We start from the raw sequence: 5,226 nt of genomic DNA on the forward strand, positions 1-5,226 counted from the left end.
CTGGAATAACCTTCATCAGGTACGTTTCTGGAATAACCTTCATCAGGTACGTTTCTGGAATAACCTTCATCAGGTACGTTTCTGGAATAACCTTCATTATGTACGTTTCTGGAATAACCTTCATCATGTACGTTTCTGGAATCACCATCAGGTACGTTTCTGGAATAACCTTCATCAGGTACGTTTCTGGAATAACCTTCATCAGGTACGTTTCTGTAATAATCTTCATAAGGTACGTTTCTGGAATAACCTTCATCAGGTACGTTTCTGGAATAACCATTCATCAGGTACGTTTTTGGAATAACCTTCATCAGGTACGTTTCTGGAATAACCTTCATCAGGTACGCTCCAAGTCGAAAGGTTGGAAAGACAAATAATTTATAAGGTGTTGGGTGTATGCAAACCAAAAGGTCTTAACATGATCGCCAAAATCGGTTACGGTCACCTATGCCCGAGTGAGAAGAATCTTACTGAGTTTTAATTTTATTGATATATTACATATGAACTAAATTTAAATAACAAATATATCTAATAAACCATGTCAGTACGAAAGACTGACCACTGGGCAGATGGTACAGAAACACTGACCACTGGGCAGATGGTACTCCAGGGAAACAGCTTTGCATTTATTGCTGTTTTGTAAAGAAAAACTTCGGTGAACAACTAACAGTAAGAACAAGCTCTTTTAACCCCGCCACATGTTCGTGTCTGTCCCACATCATTTCATATGTCGTGGTCTCTTTGTGTTCAATGCAATTTTAATTCAGATGCATTTGTTGATTTTGTTGAAATTTGTGGAACTGTTGATCATCACTGTTTAAACTTTCTTTTCATAATCGATCTAGACCTACGTCGTATCCAGATTTTTTAAAATTACTGTATTTAACTTTTTCAGAAGCGCTTCATGCAGACATGGGATAACCAAATATAATTGTATATATTAATGGTATTTAAAATTGTAATACAATGGTGTTATTTTGTGATGTAATTAATAATAATAACTTTATTTACATTAGCAAGTATAGTACAATATCAATAAATAATATAATATATACATATGATGACAAAATGGCAGAGAACAAAGATAAAGTATAAAGTTGTATGTTAATACTATCATATCTAATTTTCCATCCGGCATTTATATAAAACACACACATTTTTGTAAGCATTAATGAATTGTGGCCCACAATGGCACTCGAATGTTCACAAGACTTCAAACCGTGTAGCCTCACAATGGTCCACCAACGATCGCAAGACTTCAAACCGTGTAGCCTCACAATGGCCCACCAACGATCACAATACTTCAAACCGTGTAGCCTCACAATGGCCCATCAACGATCACAAGACTTCAAACCGTGTAGCCTCACAATGGCCCACCAGTGATCACAAGACTTCAAACGGTGTAGCCTCACAATGGCCCACCAATGATCACAAGACTTCAAACGGTGTAGCCTCACAATGGCCCACCAACGATCACACGATTTCATAGTGTTGTCTATTTATTATTAGTGAAATATGTATAATCAAAATAACAATACATAATTGATACAGATTTCTAATTATTATCAAATTAACTCATGTTTTGATGAGTTACAATGCCTGTTTTAATTAGTTTAAAAGACGATAATTCAGTGCATTTATATTTTATTGAATTGGAATAAATCTTTTATTTTTTGTAGATAAGATCGAAGCGATGTGTCTTTCATACGTGAACAACCTTTATGTTATCAACAAATATTACAATGAAATGCTTTACTGTACCATAGCTAGTTAATTGCTAAAATGAAAATAATATGTCAATACGTAGATTTTAACTTTGAAGTTGTATATTAATTAAAAGGAAAGTGATTAGGAAGCCTATGGTATGTTGATTGTAACTAATAGAATGAACGGCATTTGAATGTGATTAAAATTGCAGCAAAAGATAATTATATTCAGTAGTGTTGTAATTTTCAATATGTATGGTATAATTGTGTATATGCAAAGAGTGTTGGAATGATGGATATAAATAATAAAGCAATTTGAGCAGAACAAGAAGATAAGTTATTGAATTGACCACTTAGCCTATTATGTTTTATTGCTCACATATATTTTCATCATATAAAATAAATAGCAAAAACAAACTTTGTTAAACATAAATTCTTGAAAATATTTCAACTGTTCTAATGAATATTCACTTAATGTAAACGTAGTAACTATGCTAGATTATCTTAAATATCTAAAGATGATGCAAAGAAATACAGATACACAGTACATGCTACTAGAGATGTAATACAGAAGACTTACAAGACTTGATACAGAAGATTTGTTGGGGGCGGGGCGGCGCGTCGTCGTGGCCGTGATCGTATGGTAGCTGGATTTACTAATACCTGTGCAATCAGTGCCTATGACCATTGATGTGGTGAGTTCGAATCTCGATCAGGGCGAGGTATACAACATTATGTGATAAAGTTTGCCAGTGACTTGCGACAGGTCGGTGGTTTTCTCCGGGTTCTCCTGTTTCCTCCACCAATAAAACTTACCTCCACGATATAACGGAAATATTGCTGAAATTTGCGTTAAAAACCATCAAACAAACAGATGATTTGGTAATGAAGACTTGATACAATATATTTGATAATGTAGTCTGAATATGGCAGACATGATACTGTAAAAGTAATACAGAAGGAATGATACTGGCAAACACCGCGTGAGCTGGCATAACTCGTGTCTTATCCAGTTTGTAAATGTTTGCAATAAAATAAGTTTAACCCAAATTTGAACTATCTTTATATTGTAGATTTCATTATCAATGGTACAATAAACTTGATATTCTAGACTTGATATTGTAGACTTGACACTGTAGACTTGATATTGTAGACTTGATATTGTAGACTTGATACAGTTAACTTGATACTCTAAGCTTGACACTGTAGACTTGATATTGTAGACTTGACACTATATACTTAATACTGTATACTTGAAACAGTAAACTTGATACCGTAGACCTGACACTGTAGATTTGATACTGTAGACTTCATACAGTAAACTTCATACTGTAGACTTGATACAGTAAACTTGATAATCTAGACTTGATCATGTAGACTTGATACTGTATACATCATACAGTAAACTGGATACTGTAGACTTGATACTATTGACTTGATACTGTAGACTTGCTACTGTAGACTTGATACTGTAAATCTGATACATTAAAGTTGATACTGTAGACTTGACACCGTCGACTTGGTACGGTAGACTTGATACAGTAACTTCATACTGTAAATTTGACACTATGGACTTGATACTGCAGAATTGGTACAGTAAACTTGATACTATAGACTTTACACTGTATACTTGACACTGTAGACTTGATACTGTATACTTGATACTGTAGACTTGATATTGTAGTCTTGGTACTGTAGACTTGATACGTACTGTAGTTTTGATATTGTAGACTTCACACTGTAGACCTGATCCTGTAGACATGATGCAGGTAATGTGATACTTTAGACGTGGTACTGTAGCTGTGATATTGTAGATATATTCATGATACTGTAGACTGGATACAGTAAACTTGATACCGTAGACCTGACACTGTAGATTTGGTAATGTAGACTTGATACAGTAAACTTAATACTGTAGACTTGATACTGTAGATTTGATACAGTAAACTTGATACTCTAGACTTGATACTGTAGACTTGACACTATAGACCTGATACTGTAGACATCATACAGTAAACTTGATACCGTACACCTACTACTGTAGACTTGATACTGTAGACTTCATACAGTAAACTTCTTACTGTAGGCTTGATACAGTAAGCTTGCTACTCTAGACTTGATACTGTAAACTTGATACTACAGACTTTATACTGTAAACCTGATACAGTACACTTGATACTGTAGACTTGATACAGTAAACTTCATACCGTAGACTTGGCACTGTATACTGATACTGCAGTATTGGTACAAGAAACTTGATACTCTAGACTTTATACTGTAGATTTGACACTGTAGACTTGATACTGTAGACTTAATACAGTAATCGTGCTACTGTATACTTGATACTGTGGACTTGACACTAGATTTGGATTTGATACTATAGACTTGATACAATAAACTTGATACTGTAGACTTGATACTGTAGGCTTGATACTGTAGTCTTGGTACTGTAGACTTGACACTGTAGACTTGACACTGTAGACCTGATACTGTAGACTTGATGCAGTAAACTTGATACTGTAGACTTGGTACTGTAGCTGTGACATTATAGATATTTCCATGATACTGTATACTTGATACAGTAAACTTGGTACTGTAGACTTTACACTGTAGATTTGGATTTGATACTGTAGAATTGATACAGTAAACTTGATACTGTAGACTTGATACTGTAGTATTGGTACTGTAGACTTGACATTGTAGACCTAATACTGTAGACTTGATGCAGTAAACTTGATACTGTAGATTTGGTACTATAGCTGTGATATTGTAGACATATGCATGATACTGTAGACTTGATACTGTAGTCTTGGTACTGTAGACTTGACACTGTATACCTGATACAACAGACTTAATACAATATACTTGATGTAATATACTTGATACTGTAGGCTTGATACTGTAGTTTTGGTACTGTAGACTTGACACTGTATACCTGATACAACAGACTTAATACAATATACTTGATGTAATATACTTGATACTGTATGCAATATTTGATTCAGTAGGTTTAATGTCTATACGTGACACATCATACTTGATACTGGACTAAATTGCTAAGATTGTTTTTCTATTTTATAGTTAATAAGCATGACATATGTATGAATACTGGATATAAATCGTAATTTGTCAAGTTATATCATTGCAGTAAGCTTTATAATGGAGGAAAGCGAATAACTAATGGATTAATTACCTGTTGGAGTCACAATCATAAACCTGGTGATGATCAGTGGTGGGATTGTCAGAACTGCTAACCCTTTCCGCAACACCCGGATTCACTTCAGGTTTTTAGTGGGGTTCGTTTTACTCGCTCTTTAGTTTTATGTGAATGTTTTGTAGATCGTTGTTTGTCCTTTTGTCCCTGTCCTTTTGGCCATTGTGTTTAACCCACATTCAAACTAACTTTAAATTGTAGACTTGATACAGTAAACTTAATACAGTAGACTTGATACTGTAGACTTGATACATTAAACTTGACACTGTATACCGGACACTGTAGATTTCATACAGTAAACTTGAT

At 34.4% G+C, this 5,226-nt stretch carries 1 pseudogene; it reads right to left on the reverse strand.

The features are described from left to right. A pseudogene (locus PSN35_RS05830) lies at positions 1-338 on the reverse strand (hypothetical protein); the annotation flags it as partial. Between the last annotated feature and the right edge of the window lie 4,888 nt (positions 339-5,226).

This window comes from Candidatus Thioglobus sp. (assembly GCF_028599055.1).
Lineage (GTDB): Bacteria > Pseudomonadota > Gammaproteobacteria > PS1 > Pseudothioglobaceae > Thioglobus_A.